This window comes from Aeromonas sp. sif2416, assembly GCF_019218665.1.
In the GTDB taxonomy this organism is placed as follows: Bacteria; Pseudomonadota; Gammaproteobacteria; order Enterobacterales; family Aeromonadaceae; genus Aeromonas; species Aeromonas encheleia.
Genome location: NZ_JAHUXC010000045.1, coordinates 1 through 308 on the forward strand (window position 1 = coordinate 1; position 308 = coordinate 308).

The window sequence follows — 308 nt, forward strand, 5'->3', positions numbered from 1 at the left end:
CGCACTCCAGCCCACAAAGACCGCCGGGGTGTCGGCACCCACGGTGTCGTTGCCCAGCACGTTGCCACTCAGGCTGCCGGCCACATCCTCGGTGGTGGTACCGCCCGCGTCGTTGTTGGCCGTCGGCACATCGTCAACGATGCGCACTATCAGCTCGTCGCTGCCACTGGTGCCACTCACTCCGTTCACCCCGATGGTGATGCTGTCGTCAAACCCGGTGGGCGTCGCCCCCAGCTTGCTGTCGTTGTCGATGGTCGCACTCAGGGTGTAGCTGTAGTTCACCGTCCCGCCGCTGGCCGTGCCCACGT

The 308-nt window shown here is 65.9% G+C and carries 1 protein-coding gene; it reads right to left on the reverse strand.

All coding sequences use genetic code 11. The features are described from left to right. On the reverse strand, positions 1–308 hold a 308-nt coding region (locus tag KW821_RS21955), incomplete at both ends, for a hypothetical protein (protein ID WP_218292865.1).